Annotated in this window: 20 protein-coding genes; 16 read left to right on the plus strand and 4 right to left on the minus strand. The window is 66.1% G+C overall.

Annotated features, from left to right (window positions below):
* Positions 1–129: 129 nt before the first annotated feature.
* The 3 genes from ACTOWK_RS21005 to ACTOWK_RS21015 all read left to right on the plus strand — a co-directional run bounded on the left by ACTOWK_RS21005 (position 130) and on the right by ACTOWK_RS21015 (position 1,343).
* Positions 130–438 (plus strand): hypothetical protein, encoded by a 309-nt coding sequence (locus tag ACTOWK_RS21005; protein ID WP_441332033.1) that lies wholly within the window; start codon positions 130–132, stop codon positions 436–438.
* 45 nt (positions 439–483) lie between these two features.
* The gene (locus tag ACTOWK_RS21010) at positions 484–780 is read left to right on the plus strand and encodes a hypothetical protein (protein WP_441332034.1); all 297 of its coding nucleotides are present in this window, start codon (positions 484–486) and stop codon (positions 778–780) included.
* 173 nt (positions 781–953) lie between these two features.
* Positions 954–1,343, plus strand: coding sequence for a VOC family protein (locus tag ACTOWK_RS21015; protein WP_441332035.1), 390 nt, complete (start codon positions 954–956; stop codon positions 1,341–1,343).
* A 171-nt stretch (positions 1,344–1,514) separates the two neighbouring features.
* Here ACTOWK_RS21015 and ACTOWK_RS21020 read toward each other — a convergent pair whose 3' ends face one another.
* Both ACTOWK_RS21020 and ACTOWK_RS21025 read right to left on the minus strand, forming a co-directional pair.
* Positions 1,515–2,381, minus strand: coding sequence for an NmrA family NAD(P)-binding protein (locus tag ACTOWK_RS21020; protein ID WP_441332036.1), 867 nt, complete (start codon positions 2,379–2,381; stop codon positions 1,515–1,517).
* Between the two features lie 138 nt (positions 2,382–2,519).
* On the minus strand, positions 2,520–2,906 hold the full coding sequence (locus tag ACTOWK_RS21025; protein ID WP_441332051.1) for a nuclear transport factor 2 family protein: 387 nt from the start codon (positions 2,904–2,906) through the stop codon (positions 2,520–2,522).
* 410 nt (positions 2,907–3,316) lie between these two features.
* Here ACTOWK_RS21025 and ACTOWK_RS21030 point away from each other — a divergent pair, with 410 nt between their 5' ends.
* From ACTOWK_RS21030 to ACTOWK_RS21040, 3 genes are all read left to right on the plus strand, one after another.
* Positions 3,317–3,835, plus strand: a complete 519-nt coding sequence (locus ACTOWK_RS21030; protein WP_441332037.1) for a lipocalin-like domain-containing protein — start codon at positions 3,317–3,319, stop codon at positions 3,833–3,835.
* A gap of 477 nt (positions 3,836–4,312) precedes the next feature.
* The gene (locus ACTOWK_RS21035) at positions 4,313–4,963 is read left to right on the plus strand and encodes an outer membrane beta-barrel protein (protein ID WP_441332038.1); all 651 of its coding nucleotides are present in this window, start codon (positions 4,313–4,315) and stop codon (positions 4,961–4,963) included.
* A gap of 122 nt (positions 4,964–5,085) precedes the next feature.
* Positions 5,086–5,499 carry an acyl-CoA thioesterase gene (locus ACTOWK_RS21040; protein WP_441332039.1) on the plus strand — a complete coding sequence of 138 codons (414 nt, stop codon included), beginning with the start codon at positions 5,086–5,088 and terminating at the stop codon, positions 5,497–5,499.
* 29 nt (positions 5,500–5,528) lie between these two features.
* On the opposite strand, the gene ACTOWK_RS21045 is transcribed toward ACTOWK_RS21040, so the two are convergent.
* Positions 5,529–6,206 (minus strand): class I SAM-dependent methyltransferase, encoded by a 678-nt coding sequence (locus ACTOWK_RS21045; protein ID WP_441332040.1) that lies wholly within the window; start codon positions 6,204–6,206, stop codon positions 5,529–5,531.
* Positions 6,207–6,637: 431 nt separating this feature from the next.
* Here ACTOWK_RS21045 and ACTOWK_RS21050 point away from each other — a divergent pair, with 431 nt between their 5' ends.
* The 10 genes from ACTOWK_RS21050 (at position 6,638) to ACTOWK_RS21095 (ending at position 17,761) form a co-directional block, all read left to right on the plus strand.
* The gene (locus ACTOWK_RS21050) at positions 6,638–7,030 is read left to right on the plus strand and encodes a hypothetical protein (RefSeq protein ID WP_441332041.1); all 393 of its coding nucleotides are present in this window, start codon (positions 6,638–6,640) and stop codon (positions 7,028–7,030) included.
* 616 nt (positions 7,031–7,646) lie between these two features.
* Complete coding sequence (locus ACTOWK_RS21055; RefSeq protein ID WP_441332042.1) at positions 7,647–9,809, plus strand: TonB-dependent siderophore receptor; 2,163 nt, start codon at positions 7,647–7,649, stop codon at positions 9,807–9,809.
* A gap of 79 nt (positions 9,810–9,888) precedes the next feature.
* Positions 9,889–10,173 (plus strand): hypothetical protein, encoded by a 285-nt coding sequence (locus ACTOWK_RS21060; RefSeq protein WP_441332043.1) that lies wholly within the window; start codon positions 9,889–9,891, stop codon positions 10,171–10,173.
* Positions 10,170–10,484 (plus strand): hypothetical protein, encoded by a 315-nt coding sequence (locus ACTOWK_RS21065; protein ID WP_441332044.1) that lies wholly within the window; start codon positions 10,170–10,172, stop codon positions 10,482–10,484. Before ACTOWK_RS21060 ends, ACTOWK_RS21065 begins: the two co-directional genes overlap by 4 nt.
* 11 nt (positions 10,485–10,495) lie before the next feature.
* Positions 10,496–12,076, plus strand: coding sequence for a PepSY-associated TM helix domain-containing protein (locus ACTOWK_RS21070; RefSeq protein ID WP_441332045.1), 1,581 nt, complete (start codon positions 10,496–10,498; stop codon positions 12,074–12,076).
* Between the two features lie 124 nt (positions 12,077–12,200).
* Positions 12,201–13,202 (plus strand): alpha/beta hydrolase, encoded by a 1,002-nt coding sequence (locus ACTOWK_RS21075; protein WP_441332052.1) that lies wholly within the window; start codon positions 12,201–12,203, stop codon positions 13,200–13,202.
* A gap of 131 nt (positions 13,203–13,333) precedes the next feature.
* Positions 13,334–14,074: a DUF3348 domain-containing protein gene (locus ACTOWK_RS21080; protein ID WP_441332053.1), complete on the plus strand. Its 741-nt coding sequence runs from the start codon at positions 13,334–13,336 to the stop codon at positions 14,072–14,074.
* Between the two features lies 1 nt (position 14,075).
* Positions 14,076–16,457, plus strand: a complete 2,382-nt coding sequence (locus ACTOWK_RS21085) for a DUF802 domain-containing protein (protein ID WP_441332046.1) — start codon at positions 14,076–14,078, stop codon at positions 16,455–16,457.
* Positions 16,454–17,086 carry an OmpA family protein gene (locus tag ACTOWK_RS21090; RefSeq protein WP_441332047.1) on the plus strand — a complete coding sequence of 211 codons (633 nt, stop codon included), beginning with the start codon at positions 16,454–16,456 and terminating at the stop codon, positions 17,084–17,086. Before ACTOWK_RS21085 ends, ACTOWK_RS21090 begins: the two co-directional genes overlap by 4 nt.
* Positions 17,087–17,092: 6 nt before the next feature.
* Positions 17,093–17,761: a DUF2894 domain-containing protein gene (locus ACTOWK_RS21095; RefSeq protein ID WP_441332048.1), complete on the plus strand. Its 669-nt coding sequence runs from the start codon at positions 17,093–17,095 to the stop codon at positions 17,759–17,761.
* Positions 17,762–17,807: 46 nt separating this feature from the next.
* On the opposite strand, the gene ACTOWK_RS21100 is transcribed toward ACTOWK_RS21095, so the two are convergent.
* On the minus strand, positions 17,808–18,410 hold the full coding sequence (locus ACTOWK_RS21100; RefSeq protein WP_441332049.1) for a hypothetical protein: 603 nt from the start codon (positions 18,408–18,410) through the stop codon (positions 17,808–17,810).
* Positions 18,411–19,417 lie beyond the last annotated feature (1,007 nt).

Below are 19,417 nucleotides of genomic sequence, written 5' to 3' on the forward strand. Positions count from 1 at the left end.
GGATATTCCGGCGCTCTGAAGCGCTCGTTAAGAAAGTATGCAGCCGTCGAGGGAATGCCCGAGGCACTGGCATGAGCGCCTCACTCGCTGTCCTTTGCATTACCCTGTCGCCCTTCAAGGAGGAGTGCGATGAAGCTTTATCACCGGATCAGCCTGCTCATCAGCCTGTTGTCCCTGGGAGCCTGGGTCTACTTCCATCTGGGCTATCGCTCGCCCGGCGCTCACGACGGTCAAGGGCCGGATCCGCTCGGCGTGATGCTGTACCTCGCGGTGTGGCTGGTGGGCGCTTTGCTCCTGCATTCGAGCCTGATCTCGATCTGGCTGGCGTCCAGCAAGCGCAACGCCGAGCGGAACCGCGAGGGCCGCCGTGGCTTGTGGGTCCACGCGGCGGCGTGGGCGGTGTTGGCGGTCTGCGTCTGGCCATGGCTATCGCTGTAGCTCGGGTGCCGTCGACTCGTCTCGATCCTGCTCAGGCCCCCGATCATGCGTGCCAAGACCGCGTTCTTCTCGGCGTTCATCGCAACGCTCGTCGTCGCCTTCCTGGCCAATGCGATGCCGTACTTTCTGACGCGTCATGCGTATCAGCGCGATGGGCAAGAGGCGGCCGGTTTTCCCTTCGTGTTTCGCAAGGTCGGCGGAGACTGCGGAGAACTCGCCTGCGACACCTATGGCTTTCATGCGGCTTACTTCGCCGCCGACTTGGCACTGGCATGGTCTTGCGCCATTCTTGCCGGGTACATCGCGGTCAGATGGTCCAGATGCGGTCGAGACCTGGCCTAGCCGCAGCGAAGTCGACCGCGATTCCGCTCAACTCTGGGCAGGCGCTGGTTTGCGGGCGGCGATGATGTTGAAATCTCGGTCATCGGGCCGGATGCTCAGCGGTCGCGATGGTTTACACGAGCCGGAGCCGGTTTTCGGTTCGCTCAGTCAGGCGTCAGCCGTAGGAGCATCCTATGAAACGCACCTGGACCATCATCGGCGTCGCCGATGTCGCTCGCAGCTTCGGCTGGTATCAGTCCTTGTTCGGTCAAGCCAAGACTGCTCCCGCTCACGATTTCTTCGGGCAAATCCTGGATACGGACGGAACGGTGTTGATCTGCTTCCATCAATGGGGCGCGCACGACCATCCATCCCTGGTCGGCCCCGAGCACGCTGAGCCCGGCAATGGCCTGCTCCTGTTCTTCCGTGTGGACGATTTCGACCAGGCCTTGATCAGGGCGCGCACGCTCGTGGCGAAGCTGGAGGAAGAGCCCGCGCTCAATCCCAGCACCGGAACGTTGGAGTTCGCGCTACGCGACCCCGACGGCTACTACGTCATGGTCAGCGCGCTCGATGCGGCCTGAGCGCTCGCCAGAACCCCGAGGCGAACTGCAACCTGCGATTTCGAAGTCGTCGTGACGGGTTTGAGTGGAGCCCATGTCGCCTCTGCCCATGCCAGGCGATGGGCCCGGAGGCCGAGCGTGAGCCTCAAGCGCGAGACATCGAACCCTAGGTGTTGAAAAGACGTTGAAACGCTAGACGTCCTGATTGGCCACCAGTTCGCTGACGTAGTCTTCCAGCGTCGTCTTGCCGCGCAGCGGGTCGTCGGCGATGTCGAAGCCGCCGTCGATGCTCACGGCGGTCATCCGCGCATAGGATTCGGCGGCGGCGTCGGAGAAACCGAGACTCAGGAAAGCCTGCTTCCACTGATCGCGCGGGGTGACCTTTACTTTCACCCGCTGACCGAGCGCCTTCGCAAAGGCCTCGGCGACATCGTTCGATGAGTACAGGCGCGGGCCTTCGACGTAGCGGACGCCGGTGTCGTCCAGTGGCGACAGCAACCTGGCAGCGGCCATTTCGCCCAGGTCGCGCGGCGCGACCATCGGAATGGCGAGGTCGGCGGGAAACAGGGTGGACAACTCGCCGGTGCTGCGGATGCTGTCGAGTTGTGCGTCCCAGTTGCTCATGTAGTAGGCGGCACGGTTGATCGCCGCAGGGATCGCCCGCTCGCGCAGGCCTTGCTCGAGTTCCCACAAGACATTGAGGTCGCCGATGCGGTCGCCCGCCTGGGCGCCGCCGGTGGATTCCGCCACCACTTTTTCCAGCCCGGACCCATCGAGTGCGTCGAGGATCTTGGCCACCGTGCGCCGTTCGACCAGATCGGTGTCGGTCGCGGTATCCGCGGGCGGGTTGAGCAGAAAGGCGCGGCGTCCGAGACGGAACGCCGAGCGCAACGATGCCACGTCTTCCACGTCCGCTTCGGCAATCGAGACGCCCTTGGCGCGCCATTCGTCGGCGTGCGCGGCGGAGCGGGTCACGATGGCGACCGGTTCTTTTCGCGCAAGCAGGCTCTGCGCAGTCGCCGACCCGACATGGCCGGTGCCGCCCATGATTACGTACACGTGTCGTCTCCCTGATGGCTGCGGAAGAGCTTCGGCCGCAAGGCGCGCGGGCCGGCAGGCCGGGGTTGCCCGCGACGAAGTACGGCCGCGCCGGTGTCGGTTCGCGGCAGGCCGAAGCTCATCCGCAAGACGGCGGCCTCAATGCTTCGATGCGGCCGGGCTTTCGGTGTGCATCACGCAGCGCCATTGGCCGTCGACCTTGACCCAGGTCGAGGTGTCGTAGACGTCCATCTCGGTGGCCTTGCCCTCCGTCTCGACCTTCTGCACCACGCGATAGCTGGCGACCGCCACATCCTCCGTCGGAAGCAGAACGTCCATCGCGGATATCTTGTAGTCGAGCAGCTTGAACCGGTCGTCGTTCGCCATCTTGGTGTAGGCGGCATGGTCGAACTTGTTCGCGCCATGTCCGCTGACCATGAGCGCGGGCTCGGTCAGCATTTCGGTGGCCACTTGCGGCGATCCTTCGAGGATCGACTGCCAGAACGCTTTTTCCAGTCGCTCGATTTCGTTTTTCTGTTTCGACATGCTCACGGTGTGGATCCTTTGTCGGCCCAGGAGTGCACAGGGATAAGTGCTGAGGCGTTATCCGATCGTGAGAAGAATGCAGGCGTCGTCTAACAATTCGTTCAAGTCGGATTGGTTTCGCCGCTGAATGCGGGGGACGAGTGCGATAAAGTTGAAGGTCATCGCGTTTTGGATCGTCCTGGCGCCGCAAGGATCGTTTCGCGCGCCGCTCGTCGCCCGGGTCGATCCCGATCGAGCCGCTGCGCCGCCCATCATGCGACGGGCATGACAGATGAAACTTGCGCGGCCGCCCACGGTTGCCGATGGTGGCCGCGGCGGCGCGGGCTGCCGCTGGGACGGTCTTTGTTTGCTCATGGCTCGCCATAAGGTAGTCGGCCGTGAGATCCAACCCAAACGTTCGAGGTCGATCAATGAAGAGCGTCATCAAAACCGGTGTCTTCGTCTCGGCGGTGGCCGGCCTGTTGCTTGGCTGCGCTACCCGCTCGGCAGTGGCCAAGGGCGACACCGGGTCGCTGAGTTCCCGGCTCGTCGGCACCTGGCAAGTCATGGACGTGGTCGATACCGATCCCGCCGGAAAGATTCAGCATCCTTATGGCGAACACCCGACCGGGTACATCGTCTACGACGCGACCGGCCACCTGCACGTGCAGCTGATGCGAACGCCGGCGACGCCGCCCTTCGCCGAGGGCGATCAGAAGGGCAGCGAGCGGGAAGTCCGGGCCGCTTACGACGGCTATGTCGCCTACTTCGGCACCTACCGGGTCGACGAAGCGCAGAACAAGGTGATCCATGTGGTGCAGGGCAGCTTGATGCCGAGCTATACCGGCACCGACCAACCCCGCCCGTTCAAACTGCGCGGCGATGAGTTGATCATCGAAGGACGCACATCGGAAGGCGGCTTCTATCGGCGGTTCAAGAGAGTGAAGTAAGCCGCAGGTCGATCGGCTCCGCGCCAAGGAGCCGTGCTAAGCCAGGAAACCGCGCTAACGCGATACGGACCCGACCCGATCGGGCCTGCGTTCTTCGGCATGCTCGCCATCCTCGATCGGTGCCGGAACGGGCTCGGATGGGCCGGGCCGGCCTGTGCGCAATGCCGGCAGCCATCTCGACAGACCGTTGCGGAACCCCTTGCGCGTATGCGCGCAGCCTGCAGGCAGTTCCTCCGACAACGGAGAATGCGCCGCTCGACCGGACGGGCGACGGCGCGGGCCCCGTGCTGAACCGTGACTCGTTTCGCGCTTTTTCGGGTGCGTGGACGGCTCATGAGGTAGGGGCACGGCGAGGTGGAGCGCTTTGTTGCCAAAGCCGGAGGCACGCGTCAACTTATGCCCGCTCGTATCTGCGGGCTCGTGCACGAGCGCAGTGCGTTCCCATCCACTCTTATGCAGTCAAGTGCAGTAGGCACCATGAAAAAATATTGTTTTGCAATGCTCCTTGCGGCAGCGGCGCTGCCGCCCGCCACCGCACTCGCCGCCTCGCGCAGTTATACCTATCTGGACGCGGGCTACGCAAAGCAGTCGATCGAATCGGCCGATTCGGATCCGTTGCTGCGTCTGGACGACATCGAGGCGGACGGCGGCTACGTCGGCGGATCGGTGGAGCTGGGCCGCGGAATGTTTCTGACCGGCGGCTTTCACCGGGGCAATGGCGATGTCGACGTGAGCTCCGGACCGCAGCTGCTGACCCGGTTGGACGTGGACGTGCAGCAAGTCGCCGTCGGCCTTGGCTACCATTACGAGATCAACGATCGACTCGATTGGACCGCGGAGCTGGGGTATCTCAATACCCGGTTCGAGTACGAGAACCGCGCTTTGCTGTTCACGGAAAAACAGGACGGCGACGATCTGCGCGCGTCGATCGGTCTGCGCGGCAACGTGAGCGATCGCCTGGAGGCATGGGGCAAGCTCAGGTACACCGACGGCGATACCTATGACGGAGAGGCCAGCGGCGCGGTAGGCGCACTGCTGAAGTTCAACGAGATGTGGGGCCTGGCCGCCGAAGCCGGGGCCGGTGCGGGCAACCGCCAATACACGGTCGGCGTTCGCGCCTCGTTCTGAGTCGGCGCCCGGGTGGCGGGCGGGTATCGAAGCGGGGCTCAGACACGGTCTGCTTTCGAAGGTAGGATCGAGGCCGCTTCCCAGCTGAAGCGGCCTCATCCTCCATCAGCACAGGACCAGCGATGCCCTTCCGAACCAGGCGAGTCATTCTGTTCGGCGACTGCGATCCGGGGGGCGTGGTCTACACGCCCCGAGTGGCCCACTTCGTGGTCGAAGCGGGGCTCGACTTTCTGTCGCATGCGCTAGGCGGGCCCGCGGCGAGGCAGCTGTTCGCCCTGGGCATCCTGCCTCCCGCGCGGGCGCTCTCGATCGAGTTCCTCCACCCCATGGCCTGGGACGATGCGATCGACATCGAGGTCTCGGTGGAGAAAATCGGGGAGCACTCGTTCACCCTCTTGGTCAATGCCAGCAACGCCGAGGGGAAACCCAGCTTCCGCGCCACGATCACCCAGGTCGCCGTTTCGCCCGAGACGAAACGGCCGGTGCCGTTGCCGCCTGAACTGAGAGCCGCGCTCGACGCTACCCGGGCCGGCTGATTCTGCGGGTCGCTGCGAAGACGAGGCCGTCAGGAAGGGGTGTAGGCAACCCAGCCCTTGAATGTAAAACCGGCGTAGAACAGCTCGACATCGTCGAACCCCGCCTCGTGCAGCAAGGCGAGGTCCTGTTCCGGCGACAGCAGCGGAAGCCGGCTGGCGATCGCGGTGATCGCGTTGTTTGCGTCCGCTGCGGGAATGCCCGAGGCCACTGCGAATGCCGCATAGCGATTGAGCCAGCGCGCCTTCTGCTGTTCGCCTTGGGCAAAGCTGTGGTGCGCCACGACGAGTGGGGCGCCGGGTTTCAGGCGACGCCTGAGTTCGATCAAGGCATGCAAACGTTGTTCGGCGGAAAGAAAGTGCAGGGTCAGCAGGCAGGCCGCGCCGTCGAAAGGCCGCTGCGGCGCGCTGTCGATATAGCCCTCGATGAGCTCGACCCGTGCTGCGAGCGGACCCAGGGTGGCGCTCGCCAGTTTCAGCATCTCGGCCGACGGGTCGACACCGACGAAGCGCCACTGCGGCTGCGCTTCGGCAAAGACTTTCAACTCCAGGCCGCCACCGGCGCCGAGGACGAGGACGGCGCCGTCGTGAGGAACGGTTTCGGCCAGCAGCAAGGCGGCCATCTGTTGCAACGCATGAAAGCCCGGCACCTGCCGGACGGGGCCGAGAGCGTAGCGAGCGACCGCTTGAGGATCGGAGAACGACGACAAGGCAAGGGCTCCGGCGCGGACGATGGCGATTCATGCTACTGCAGACGCCCCTTACCGACCCGACCCGACCCGACCCGGCTGCAGGCCGGGCAGACGCCGTCGATGAGGCCGCGTCCCTTCTGGTCACGTCCCAAAGCAGTGATCGTCCGACCTCGAGGCATGGCGAGCCGGATGCCGCACCGCTGCGGCGGACGGAATCGGTGCGACAGGGCTTGTCCGGACCTTCGGGCTTGCCTGTGCAGTGAGGGGAGCCGCCATGGTTCCGGTCTGAAGCGCCGGTCATCGCCCGGCGGCCTGTGCGACGGGTAGACTACGTCGTCCGGTCGCAAGGGAATGCGTGTCATGAGGCGGGAAATCGCAACCGAGGTCGCGCGGCTTGGCGGCGATCCGTTCGATGGCGCTTCGCGGCGTGAAGCGACCCGGCGCTTGGCATGACGACTTCGAAACTCGGCAGCATCGCAGCAGCCATCGCACTGCGTATCCTTCTTGCCAGCGCCCCGCTGGTCGCCCTGTCTGTCTACGCTCAATACGCTTTCGAGCAGGCCCGGGCGCAGGAGCATCATGGCGATACCGGGCTCGGCATCGCGATCCTGCTCGCGTTCGTCTGCGTTGGCTTGATCCTTTCGTTCCTGGTCGACCTCATCGTCCAGATCGCCAGGAAACGGGTCGCGGCGTCGATAACCAGTCTGCTGATTCTGGCGGTGCTCTGCGTCCCGTTCGGCTGGTTCGCCTGCAACTGGTTCGACCTGCGCGGCAGTATGGCCTGCGAGCAGGTCGGCCATGCGTTCGGGGCGTTTCTCGCTCTGTTCGAGAAAGCGGCCTGACGGCTGATTCGAGTCGGACGCTTTCGCGCTGCCAGCGACTTCCCCGCTAAAGCACCGGGCAACGACGCGTCGGCGTCACCGCATCGCCGTTCGCATGGGCCCGGCGGCACACTGGCACGCCCCGTCAGGAGCAACCTGGTCCGACCCGAGCGCCCTTAAAAGCAGACGTCCGCTTTCGTCTTCCTTTCCTTCGTCTTCCGGTCCTTCCGTTCGCTGAAGAATGCCTCGGCTCGGGAGTACGCCGAACGGCCGATCCAGGATTCGCGCCCCCGCTCGCTGGGTCAGTGCGCGTCCAAATGCTTGTCAGGTAAGTTATTGATTGATCGTGACTTAAACGCGTATTGAGCGCGGGCTCCGCGGGCCTTCGCAGCCTGGCTGGCCTGCGCGGTCAGGGCCGCGCGATCAAGCAACGAAGCCCGCGGCCTGCCGTTCCGCATCCATGCCGCAAAACGGATCGCCGGCACACTGGGTATTGCGACTCGTTCTCATTTGATACGATGGCCGCAGTTAGCCGCTGCACCAGCAGTCAGCCAGTACTTCTTCCCAGGCCGACTCCGTGTTTGCGAACCGATGCATCCGTGTGCCCGCGCGTTCCGCGCTCTCTGTTTCCCTTGCCATGATCCTGGCCTCGTCGTTCGCGGCGCAGGCGCAGACGGCAGCGCCCGGTCCGCTGGACGAAGCCCGGACGCTCGATACCGTCCAGGTCAACGCCTACCGCACGACCTCGCATGCTCAGGGCGCGACCAAGACCGATACCTCGATCGCCGAGATCGCGCAGTCGATCTCGGTGATTGCGCGTGAAGAACTCGATGCGCGCGGCGTGCAGAACCTCAACGAGGCGATGCGCTACGTGGCCGGCGTGTCGCTGGAAAGCGGCGGCATCGACAATCGGGTCGACGATTTCCGCATCCGCGGCTACGACGCCGGCAGTTGGAGCAATAACGTCACCGTGGACGGCATGCGCGCGCCGCAAGGCAGCCAGTGGAACCGGACCATGTTCGACAGCTGGAACCTGGAGCGGGTGGAAGTGCTGAAGGGCCCGTCGGCGGTGATGTACGGCCAGGTCGCCCCGGGCGGCATGGTCAACCAGGTCAGCAAGACGCCCACGCCGGGTCAGCAGCAGATCCTGCGCTTGGGCCTGGACGGGCACGGCCAGTACAGCGCCGCCTTCGACCTCGGCGCCGGCAGCGACGACGACGCGCATCTGCTGCGCCTGGTCGGCCTGTACCGCGACGGCGACACCCAGGTCGATCGCACCGAACAGCAGCATGGGTTCCTCGCGCCGAGCTACAGCTGGCAGATCGGCGAAGGCACGCGCCTGACCTTGTTGGGGATATACCAACAGGACAAGGGCGGCTCGACCTATCAGTTCCTGCCCATGGACGGCACCTTGCGGGCCACCCGCTATGGACGGATGAAGAACGCCACCTTCATCGGCGAACCGAACTGGAACACCTACGACCGCACCGTGTGGACCGCGGGCTGGTTGTTCGAGCACGAGTTCAGCGACCGCTGGACGCTGAGCCAGAGCGCGCGCCGCACCCATGTCGATTCGCTGTTCCGCACGGTGGTCACCAGCGGCGCCTTGAATGCCGACGGCCGCACCCAGAACCGGCGCGCGACCTGGGGCGACGGCGTTTCCGACGGCGATACCATCGATACCCGGGTGCAAGGCAAGTTCGAGACCGGCGCGCTGACGCATACGCTGATCTTCGGCGTCGACTGGCAGAAGGCCGACTGGCACGGCCGCCGCGGCGCGATGAGCAACCCGGGGCCGATCGACATCTTCCATCCGGTCTATACCGGCTACGCGCCGGTGACGCGCGGCATCGGTCTGTCGCGCGGCGTCAACGAGCAGACCGGCGCCTATCTGCAGGATCAGGTCGCGCTGGGCAATTGGCGTTTCCTGCTCGGCGGTCGTTACGACTGGACCGACGACGATACCGCGACGGCGACCCGCACCGTCGCCACCGGCGCGACCACGCCGTGGTTGCGCACGCAGCTCAAGAACGAGGCCTTCACCGGTCGCGCCGGCGTGCTGTACGCCGCGCCGAACGGGTGGTCGCCGTACTTGAGCTACGCCGAATCGTTCCAGCCGCCGACCACCGATATCAACCAGAGCCACTCGCGCACGCCGTTCGAACCGATCACCGGGGAGCAGTGGGAAGGCGGAGTGAAATATCAGCCGAGCGGTTTCGACGGTCTGATCACGCTGTCGGCCTACGACCTGCGCCAACAGAACATCCTCACCGACGATCCAGACCCCACTCACGTCACCTGCGGCGCGACCGGCGCCGGGCGCTGCCAGGTGCAAAGCGGCGAAGGGCGCGTGCGCGGCCTCGAACTGGAAGGGCGCATCACTCCGCTCGACGGTTTCAGCGTGATCGGCGCCTTGTCGCGCATGGACTCGGAAATCACCCGCGGCGCGCCCGACGTGCGGGGCAAGCAACTGGTGATGGTGCCCGAGCGCACCGCCACTCTGTGGGCCGACTACACCTTCGGCGGCGGCGCGTTGCAAGGCCTGGGCATCGCCGCGGGCGTGCGCTACAACGGCGAGAGCTACGGCGACAGCGCCAACCAATACCGGATCCCGGACTACACGGTGTTCGACGCCGCGATCCGCTACAGCCTCGACCGCGACACCGGCGTGGCGACTCAGTTCGCGCTCAACATCGGCAACCTGACCGACAAAACCTACGTGTCGACCTGCAGCGGCGTGTCCTCGTGCTTCTACGGCACCGGCCGCACCGTGGTCGCGACCGTTCGCTTCGGTTGGTGAGCGCCATGCAACGCTCTGTGATCGTTGCAGCGCCGCGTTGGCTCAACCGCAGGTGCGATACAGCGGCGGAACCAACGGCATGAATATCGGCTTGCTCGTGCCCGCGCTGGTGCTTGGCATCGTCGGCGGCTGGCTGCTGTACCTCGCCTCGCCGCAGCAGCAATGGCGGGCGCAGGGGCCGTGGCCGTCGCGCCGCCGCGCATGGCCGGGCCTGGTCTGCGCGCTGCTGTCGCTGGCGTTGTTGTGGCCGACGATGGGCGCGGCCGCGGCCGTCGCCCTGTGGCTCACGGTGTTGATACTGATCGCCACGCTGGCGCCGTTCCTCGGCGCGTGGCGTGCGCGCCGCCAGGAAACTCGTCGGTGAGCGCGCCGGCGAGCGGGAACCGCGCACGCTTGGAGAGCCGGCATTGGTTCGGCAAGGCCTCGGCCGGCTTGATCCTGGGCTTCGGTCTGGCCCTGGCGCTATCGGGCCTGTTCGCCTGGTTGGGGCCGGGCGGCATCGACGGCGGTGGCGGAAAGGTTCAATTCAACATGTGGCTGATCGCGCCGATCTGGTGCGGCGTGCTGTCGTTCGTGTTCCTGTTCCGCAGCAGCGTGCGTGCGTGGTCGTGGTTGGGGCTCGCGAACGCGGCGGCGTTCGCGCTGTTGTGGCTGGTTCGCTCGACGATGGCGTGACGGGGGATGGCATGAAGCTGCGCAACGACATCGTCAAGGTCTACAAGGACGTCCACATCTGGGTCGGCATCGTCGCCGGCCTGATGCTGTTCGTCGCCTTCTACGGCGGGGCCATCAGCATGTTCGAGAAGCCGCTGGAGCGCTGGGCCACGCCGCCTTCGTCGCTGGCCGCACCGGTGCCGCTGCAGCGTTCTGCGGAACTGGTGAAGGCGGTGCTGGCCGCGCACCCCGAAGCGGCCCAGAATTACTTCGTGCTGGTGGAGACCGCGCCGGACACGCCCGCACGGGTGCTTTGGCGCATCCGCGGCGAACGTCGCGGCGACTTCACCGAATACGGCGCCAGCTTCGCAGCCGATGGACGCCTGCAGGTCGAACGGATCCGCAAGGCGCCGGTCGCGCAGTTGATCGACACCTTGCACCAGAACGTCGGGCTGCCGTTTGCCGAGGCGGTGTCGCGCCCGATCATGGGCGCGGTGGCGTTGTTGTACGCACTGGCCCTGGTTTCTGGCCTGATCATCCTGCTGCCGACCCTGGTCAAGGACGTGTTCGCCCTGCGCATCGGCAAGAACATCAAGCGCATGTGGCTGGACGTGCACAACGCCCTCGGCCTGGTCAGCCTGCCGTTCCATTTGGTCATGGCGCTGACCTGCGTGGTGTTCGCCTTCCACGACCAGTTCTACGACGTGCAGGACAAGGTCGTGTATCCCGGCGGGATCGACTGGGGCCGCGAAGCGCCGGAGCCGCCCGCGCCCGGGGCGCAGCCGCTGCCGGCGCAGGAACTGTTGCGCCGGGTCAATGCGCAGTTGCCCGAGTTCCGCGTCTACGGCTTCAGTTTCGAACAGACCGCCGAGCGGCTGGAAGGGCATGTCACCGGGCTGGACACGCGTTACGGCACGCGTGCGCGCACTTACTCGTCGACCCACCTCGATGCCTACACCGGCGCGGTGGACACGCACGATCTGCCCGGCCATCTGGGGCCTTGGGATGCGGCGGTCAATACCTTCTTCATGCTGCACTTCGGCAGTTTCGGCGGCGATACGGTGCGCTGGATGTATCTGCTGCTGGGTTTGGCCGGGGCGATGCTGTTCTACACCGGCAATCTGCTGTGGGTGGAGTCGCGCAGGAAGAAAGAGCGCGGCGGCGGGCCGGTCGTGCAGAAGCGAGCTGTGCGTGTGTTGGGTTGCCTGACGGTGGGAGTATCGCTGGGCTGCGTGGCCGGTATCTCGGCCACCCTCGCCGCGACCAAGTGGTTGCCGGCGCGGGTGGACGATCTGGCCGCCTGGCACGAGGGCATCTACTTCGCGGTGTTCGTCGCCGCGGTGGCATGGGCCTTCCTGCGCGGCGCTGCGCGCAGCGCGGTCGAGCTGTCGTGCTTGAGCGCGGGGCTGACCGTGTTGATTCCCGTGTCGAGTCTGGCCGGGGTCTGGGGCATTGGCGGCGCCTGGAACCATCCGGGGCCCGGCCTGACGATCGACCTCGTCGCCCTGGCGGCGGTGCCGGTGCTTCTGCTGATCGCGAGCCGCACCCGGCGACGCATCGAGCATGGGCATGCCGACAGTGTCTGGTCGGCGGCGACAGCGAAACCGGCTTAGGAGCGCGACGGTGGGTCTTTCTATTAGCTTACCGCCGGTCGCGAAGCGCTTTGGCGGGGCGCACATCGGCTGCGTGCGTGCTGCGCTTGGAGCAGCGCGGCGGCTCGCCGCAAGTCTCGCCGTGATGGGCCTGTGCCTGATCGTCGCGCCCGCGGCCTCGCAGCCGCGCGACCCGATGCAGACCGTCGGTGCGACCGTCGCCGATACGGAGTCGCCGCACTACCGCTTCGAACGTTTCATCGTCGCCAGCGAAGACGGGCAGCGTCGTTGGCGGATCGCCCTCGGCATTCCGAAACGACCAGCGCCGCGCGGCGGTTTCTCTTCGCTGTACATGCTGGACGGCAACGCCGCACTGATGGCGTTCGATGCAGACCTGCTCGCGCAGCTGTCGCAGGCCGCGCCGCCGGTGTTGGTGTTCATCGGTTACGACAACGAGTTGCGTATCGACGGCCCCGCACGCACACGCGACTACACGCCTACTGCGACCGCGGATGAGGCCGGTGGCCCGGCGCGTGGCGGCGGTGCACAGGTCTTCGCCGATGTCATCCATCACCGCATCCAGCCGGAGGTCCGCCGGCGCGTGCGCCTGAACCCGACCGCGAGCGCCTTGTGGGGGCACTCCTTCGGCGGTCTGTTCGTGCTCGACATGCTCTACACCCACACCGATGCATTCCGCATCTGGCTGCCGGCCAGCCCGTCGTTGTGGTGGGACCGCGGCGTCATGCTGGGCTCCCCGGAGAAACACTTCTTGCAGCGCGCGAACGCTCCCGCTGCGGACGTGTTGCTCATGCAGGGCACGCGCGAACGCGAACGCAGCGGCCGCAAGGACCCGAAGGCGGCCGCGCATCTGGCGCGCGTCGGCGCGGTTCCCGAGGATGCGGCGCAGCGTCTGTCCGAGCGTTTGCACGCGAAAGACGGCGTGCGCGCCTGTTTTCGCGCCTTCGACGGCCTGGGCCACGGCGCCATGCTGCCTGCCTCGCTGCGGGCGGCTGCGTTGACGATGGCGAACCACGCGGCGGATGTGTGCGCCGCGGCTGCCGCATCGAGAGGCGCGCCGATCGACGGCGCGGCGATAGCTCATCCCCGGCGCCGCCAGGCCCCAAGGGCATGGCACACATCATTCTGAACCGGCTGAACCGGCTGTATAGGTTGAATTGGCTGCCGAGCCGCTCCGGGCCTGCCGTTCTTCGCGGCTTGTCAAGCGGTGGGGTATTTCCAATTACGTGTAAAATGGCGATCTTTTAGCCAGTAGTAATGATGGAAGCACCTCGACGGGCGACGGTACGTGGCCCGACGTTCATCCGCTCGCTCGCTCGCCTGACGGCTGCAGACCTTCCCCAGCCCACGCGATCGTTGTCGGATCAACTGAGTCTATGGATCGATTGGACTCACGCGGTGGCGTTGTCCACTGCACTGGATAGCCAGCCGCCCGCGGCGGTCCTCGACCCACGGACGCTGAGCAGCCTCGACGAGAACGAGTGCGCGCGCGTGCGCAGTGCGCTGGCCGATGCCATCGCCGGCGACCGAGCGTTTTCGGCCAGGCCGAGCGGGCCCGGGTGGTCCGCGGCCGAGCAGGCGTTCGCCGACGAGAGTCTGGATTACCCGTTCTATCGCCAGCGCTATCTGGCGATGCAGCAGGGGATGGAGGCCGGCGTCGGCCGCTTGCGCGAGCGGCTGCGCGCGCGGCTCGCGCTGCGCAGCGATGGACTGGAACGGCTCGCGGCAGTGGATACGGTCATGGAGCGGGCGCTGAGCCGGCGCGAGCGGACGCTGTGGTCCGCCGCACCGGTGTTGCTCGGCCAGCACTTCGAACGTCTGCGCCAAGCGGCGCAGCAGACGGACGAGGCGCAGGTCTCCGAGGCACCGTCGATACCTTCCACGGCCTGGCTGGACGCGTTCCGCAAGCACATGCACGAGGTTCTGCTCGCCGAACTGGATGTTCGCCTACAGCCGGCACAGGGCCTGCTGGCGGCCCTTCGCACTAATTCACTTGGATAACATGTTCAGAAATCTGCTCTATCCCGCGGTCTTTCTCGCAGGTCTGCTCGCCGTCGCCTGGGTCGGCGCGGGCTATGTCGGCTCGAACGCCCTGGCGCTGTCGGTCGCGTTGGTGATCGCGGCCTGTTATCTCGCCGGCGGCTTCGAGCTGTACCGCTACCGGCAAGCCACCGCCACGCTGACGCAGGCTGTCGCCGAATTGTCCGCGCCGCCGGCCAGCCTCAACGACTGGCTTGGGCGCCTGCATCCCTCGCTGCGCAACGCCGCGCGTGCGCGCATCGAAGGCGAGCGCGCGGCCTTGCCGGCGCCGGCGTTGACGCCGTACCTGGTCGGTTTGCTGGTGTTGCTGGGCATGCTGGGCACGCTGCTCGGCATGATGACGACCCTGCGCGGCACCGGCATGGCGTTGGAAGGCGCCACCGACCTGCAAGCCATCCGCGAATCGATCGCCGCGCCGGTCACCGGCCTGGCGTTCGCGTTCGGCACCTCGATCGCGGGCGTCGCCGCCTCGGCGATGCTCGGCCTGCTGTCGGCGCTGTGCCGGCGCGAACGCGGCCAGGCGGTGCAAGGCCTGGACCTCGCCATCGCGACGACACTGCGCAGCCATTCGCAGGTCCATCAGCGCGAGGAGGCCTTCAAGTTGCTGCAGCGCCAGACCGAGGCCATGCCGGCCTTGATCGATCGCCTGCAGGCGATGATGGCGGCGATCGAGCAACACAGCGTGAGCGCGCACGAGCGTCAACTCGCCGGCCAGGACGCGTTCCATGCCAAGACCGAAACGGCCTATGTCCGACTCGCCGCTTCGGTCGAGCAGTCGCTGCAGCAGAGCATCGGCGAGAGCGTGCGCGTCAACGGCGCGGCGCTGCAGCCGATCGTCGACACCGCGATGGCGGCGATCGCGCGCGAGACCGCGGCGATGGCGGCCATCGAGCAGCACAGCCTGAGCGCGCACGAGCGCCAGGTCGCGGCGCAGGACGGGTTCCATGCCCGGGCCGAGGCGGCCTATGCGCGACTGGCGGCGTCGGTCGAACAATCCTTGAAGGACAGCATCGGCGAAAGCCTGCGCGCCACCAGCGCGGCGTTGCAGCCGGTGGTGGAAACCGCGATGGCGGCGATAACGCAGGAGACGCGCGCGCTGCACGAAACCGTCTCGCGCGAAACCGGCGCGTTGCAGCAGAATTTGACGCGCGAGAGCGGCGCCTTGCACGAAACCGTCGCCCAGGCCGTGCACCAGCAGATGCAGGGGCTGTCGGCGGGGTTCGCCACGGTCACCGCCACGGTGACGGACACCTGGAACCAGGGCTTGGCCGAGCAGCGTCGCAGCAACGAAGGGCTGGTCGAGGATCTGGGCAAGGCCCTGGACCGATTCAACCGCAGCTTCGAACAAGGCGCCGCCGGCCTCCTCGACAGCGTCTCGGCGCGTTTCGAGGCCAGCACCGGCCAGGCCGCGGACGCATGGGCCCAGGCCTTGTCGCAGCAAGTCGGCGCCAACGACGAGATGGCGGCGCGCAACCAGCAGGCGCTGGTCGCCGCGGCGGCGACGTTCGAAGGCCATGCCGGCGCCCTGGTCGGTGCGGTGCAGGACTCGCATGCGCAGTTGCAGGAGACGCTGGAGTCGCGCGACCAGCAACGTCTGGCGAGCTGGGCGGAACACCTCGCTTCGATCGGCAACGCGCTCGGCGAGCGTTGGCAGCAGGCCGGCGAGCAGGTCGAGGGCCGGCAGCAGGCGATCTGCGACACCCTCGCGCGCACCGCGCAGGAGATCTCGGCGCAGACCCAGGCACAGACCCGGGACACGATCGCCGAGATCGCTCGCCTCGTCGACGCCGCTTCGGAGGCGCCGAAAGCGGCGGCCGAGGTCATCGCGGAACTGCGCCAGAAGCTGTCCGACAGTATGGTTCGCGACACCGCCATGCTCGACGAGCGCAACCGTCTGTTGGCGACGTTGGAAACGCTGCTCGATGCGGTCAATCACGCATCGACCGAGCAACGCACCGCAGTCGACGCGCTGGTATCGACTTCGGCGGATCTGCTCGACCGGGTCGGTACCCGCTTCACCGACCACATCGAGGCCGAGACCGGCAAGCTCGGCACGGTCGGTGCGCAGATCGCCGCCGGTGCGGTCGAGGTGGCGAGCCTCGGCGAAGCCTTCGGCGCGGCCGTGCAGCAATTCGGCGAATCGAACGACAAGCTCGCCGAACGCCTGCAAGGCATCGAGACCGCGCTCGACAAATCGCTCGCGCGCAGCGATGAGCAACTGGCCTATTACGTCGCCCAGGCCAGGGAAGTCGTCGACCTGAGCATGCTGGCGCAGAAACAGATCATCGACGATCTGCAGCAGTTGGCCGAGCGCCAGGCATCGCTCGGAGCGCAGGCGGCATGAGCGTGGAGATCGACGGCGACGCCGAATCCGGCGCGCCGATCTGGGCCGCGTTCGGCGACCTGATGTCGGTGCTGGTCGGTGTGTTCGTGCTGATCCTGGTCGGGGTCATCGGCGTGCAACTGCAGCTTTCCAACCAGCTCGGCGAAGAAGTGAAGCAACGCCGGCTCGAAGCGCAGCGCCGCAAGACCCTCGAGCAGGCTTTGGCGGTGCCGCTGGCGGCGGGTCGGGTGACCTTGATCGACGGCCGTATCGGCATCAGCGGCAGCGTGTTGTTCGCGCTCAACTCCGAGCACCTGCAGCCGGAAGGCCGCGAACTGCTGAAGACTCTCGCCGGACCGTTGTCCGAGTATCTGCAATCGCGCGACGAGATCCTGATGGTGAGCGGCTTCACCGACGACCGCCAGGTGCGCGACGGCAATCGCCAGTTCGCCGACAACTGGGAGCTGTCGGCGCGGCGCGCGCTGACCGTGACCCGCACCTTGATCGCCGAAGGCGTGCCCGCTTCGTCGGTGTTCGCCGCTGCGTTCGGTTCCGAGCAGCCGGTGAGTTCGAACGCGCAGGAAGAAGGGCGGGCCAAGAACCGGCGCGTGGAAATCGCGCCTATTCCGAAGCCGTCCAAGGCGACGTGACACGCCGTGAGCCGTAATCCTCCATTGCAGGTCCAGGCGATGCTCGACGCCTGGCGCGAGCAGGGCGCCGATCGCATGAGCCCGATGCGCTTTCATCGCATCGACGCCCTGGCGCGCCGCGCCGCCGAGCACGACGGCGAAGTACGCCGTCTGCTCGATGGCCGTCTGGCCGGGCTGGTGGGCGCCTATGCCGGCGATCTGGAAAAGACCGCGGCTCAGGCCGGAAGCGACGGCCGTGCCGCAGCGCACGACGCATCCACCGGCATCGGCACCGGCACCGGCACCGGCTTGGGCGGCCTGGTCGAATATCTCGCCGATCGGGCGACGATCCGAGATACGGACAGCGCGAGCGCCGCGTCGTTTCCGGTGCTCGGCGCGCTCGATGAGTTCCGCCGGCTGTGGTCGAAGATCCGCGTTGACAGTCAGCTGCGACAGTCGCTGGAGCAGTCGTCCGAGCATGCCGGCCCGCTCAACTCCGGCCGGCTGGTGCATCGCTCGCTCAGCCTGATGAGCGAGCTGTCGCCCGGGTATCTGCAGCAGTTCCTGTCCTACGTCGATGCGCTGGCTTGGATCGAATCGATGAACGAGGGCGGTGTGGTAACGCTGGAAGACACGCAACGTGCCGGTTCCAACGGCAAGCGTGCACGCGAGAAGCCGCGCAAGCGTCGCGAGTAAAACGGCGCGCTCCGCCAGAACGGGCGACGCTGCATGCGGTAAGAAATCAGCGTTGACCCCCGGATGCAGTCGCCGAAGCGCGCGTATTCGGACGCAGCCGTTTGCGGATTGCGCGAAAGCCGAGGCGCAACGCCGCCGACAGGCTCGCGAACAGCACGGCGAACAGGCAGGGCAGGATCGCGCCGAAGGTGAAGGTCATGCCGGCGACGAAGCCGAGCATGCACTCGGCGCGATAGATCGGCGCGGCGATCGCCACGACGGGCAGACCGAAGAAGAGCGTCTTGGTGATGTCGGTCGCGCCGAGCTCGTAGCTGCCGGCCATTGCCGCGCCGTATAGCAGCGCCACGATCAACCCGATCCCGATGTTTTTTCTTGCACTCGTACGATTGCGGAGCCGGACGCCGAGCGCCCAGCCGAGCACGGGCAGAATCAACAGCCCGAACCAGTTCGAGATTGCAGGCAGGTCGGCCCGGTTCAACAGATGATGGCTGCGCACGCCGCCGTCGAAGTATTCGAAGCCGAGGTGCAGGCCGGCGAAGGCCAGGGCGGCGAACGCGCCGGCCATCGGCAGGCGATAGGGAGATGTCATCGGCGCGGCCTCATCGATTGAACGCGGATGAATATCCTCCGGCAGCTGTCGCCGGGCCATAGGCAGGAAGTGGGCATGACCATCGGGGGCTGGCGTCTTGGAGTCTGGAGTCAGGTTGGACCTTGCGTCGCGGGGCCGATGCCGCACGGTCGCGGCTTGCGCCGTACGGGGCCGGCCCCCACGGCGTCGCGTGAGGGGCCGCGGTCGCGGCTTGCGCCGCTCCTACAGGGGTTGGGTCTCGGAGGAAGGTCGCTGCTGTTGCTGTTGCTGTTGCTGTTGCTGAGATTTTGATCTGCTTTGCCGCTTTGCCGGTCAAGAGAAGACCCGTAGGGCGGCCCGCAAGGATGCGGGCCGTGCGCAAGCAGGCCATGGATGGCCTGTCTGGAGCATCCCTGCGTCGGCATCGATCGCGCGGGCTTGTGCCCTTGCAAGGAGAGCCCTTTTCTTTGGTTACCTTTCTTTTGGGCTTAGCAAAAGAAAGTAACCCGGCCGCGTCAGCGGACGGAAGCTTTGCTCTTGCTCCTGCTCCTGCTCAAGCAACGCAGCACAGCGAATCCCTCCCCTGTAGGAGCAACGCAAGTCGCGACCACGTTGCGTCGGTCTCGCGGCGCCTCGCTCAAGCAAGATCAAGATCAAACGCCAAAAGCTTCCGCCACTAAAGCGGCGGGTTACTTTCTTTTGTCTAAAGCAACAAAAGAAAGCTAACCAAAGAAAAATGCTTTGTTTTGAGTCACAGGCCCGCACGTTCGGTGCATCCGCGGGGACTTTTCATACGGGACATCCCTGTCCCGATGAAAAACGGCGTGCATCCCTGCACGCCGCCCTCCGGGTCTTCCGTTGCCTTCGCTAGTGCGTGGCGACGCACAGCAACGGCGAAGGCAACGGCAGAAGCAGAGGCGAAGGCAACGGTAAAAGTAAAGGTAAAGGCAAAGGCAAAGGCAAAGGGGCTGTCCTAGATAAGGATTCGATCTAGGATGCGAAATGGCGATAAGTCGTTGTCGGATAAGAAAAAAAGACCAACTTAGGCTGGTCGAGCTGTTCGTGGCCCAAGCGACAGCTCGTACCGC

This window comes from Lysobacter sp. CA196, from assembly GCF_052078695.1.
Classification (GTDB): domain Bacteria; phylum Pseudomonadota; class Gammaproteobacteria; order Xanthomonadales; family Xanthomonadaceae; genus Lysobacter.